Annotated in this window: 2 protein-coding genes; one reads left to right on the top strand and one right to left on the bottom strand. The window is 63.8% G+C overall.

The annotated features are described in order from the left end of the window. On the top strand, nt 1–661 hold a 661-nt coding region (locus JV551A3_RS14275), incomplete at its 5' end, for an acyl-CoA dehydrogenase family protein (protein ID WP_205125947.1). Nucleotides 662–817: 156 nt separating this feature from the next. Here JV551A3_RS14275 and JV551A3_RS14270 read toward each other — a convergent pair. Next, the coding region (locus JV551A3_RS14270; RefSeq protein WP_235874575.1) for a LysR substrate-binding domain-containing protein at nt 818–1164 on the bottom strand (347 nt) is incomplete at its 5' end.

Genomic DNA, 1164 nt, shown 5'->3' with positions numbered 1-1164 from the left:
CGGCCTGGCCATCGTCTTCGCGGTGACCGACCCGGAACTGGGCAAAAAGGGCCTGTCAGCGTTCCTGGTGCCCACCGACAANCCGGGCTTCAAGGTCGATCGCAGCGAGCACAAGATGGGCATCCGCGCCTCCGACACCTGCGCGGTCACCTTCGACAACTGCCGCATCCCCGCCGCCAACATTCTCGGTGAGCGTGGCAAGGGCCTGGCCATCGCCCTGTCCAACCTCGAGGGCGGCCGTATCGGCATTGCTGCCCAGGCGCTGGGTATCGCACGCGCCGCGTTCGAGGCGGCGTTGGCCTACTCGCGTGATCGGGTACAGTTCGGCAAGCCGATCAACGAGCACCAGAGCATCGCCAACCTGCTGGCCGACATGCAGGTGCAGATCAACGCCGCTCGCCTGCTGATCCTGCATGCCGCACGCCTGCGCAGCGCCGGCAAGCCGTGCCTGTCGGAGGCTTCACAGGCCAAGCTGTTCGCCTCGGAAATGGCCGAGCGGGTATGTTCGATGGCAATCCAGGTGCACGGCGGGTATGGCTACCTGGAGGATTACCCGGTAGAGCGCTATTACCGCGATGCGCGGATCACGCAGATCTATGAAGGGTCGAGCGAGATCCAGCGGATGCTGATTGCGCGGGAGTTGAAGCACTACCCGCTTTGAAGCCTTGCGCGCCCCTGTAGGAGCGGCCTTGTGTCGCGAAAGGGCCGCAACGCGGCCCCAGGATGTCAGCTTTGATGCACAAATTGCAGGGGCCGCTTAGCGGCCCTTTCGCGACACAAGGCCGCTCCTACAATGGCCAGCGTCACCTCCCCTTGCCTATCGCCAATACCGCGAATCATCCACCACCCTCGCATGCCCCTCGAACAGCGCCGGCAGCTGCTCCTTGAGGTAGTCGATCCAGGTGCGCACCTTGGCATCCAGGTAATGCCGTGACGGGTAGATCGCATACAGCGCGCTTTCGCGCAGGCGATACGGCGCCAGCAACCGGCACAACCGCCCCTGTTCGATCGCCTGGCTGGCGGTATAGAACGGCAGCAGGCCGATGCCCATGCCCAACTCGCTGGCCACCAGCATGGCGTCGGCGACGTTGGTGGAAAAACTGTCGTTCGGTGTAATCACACACTGGTCCACCCCTTGCGGGAACACCCAGTCACCTTCGTACA

Origin of the sequence: Pseudomonas inefficax (assembly GCF_900277125.1) — a bacterium.
Taxonomy (GTDB): domain Bacteria; phylum Pseudomonadota; class Gammaproteobacteria; order Pseudomonadales; family Pseudomonadaceae; genus Aquipseudomonas; species Aquipseudomonas inefficax.
Note: the sequence above shows the minus strand (reverse complement) of the source record. Positions and strands in the feature narration are given on the sequence as shown.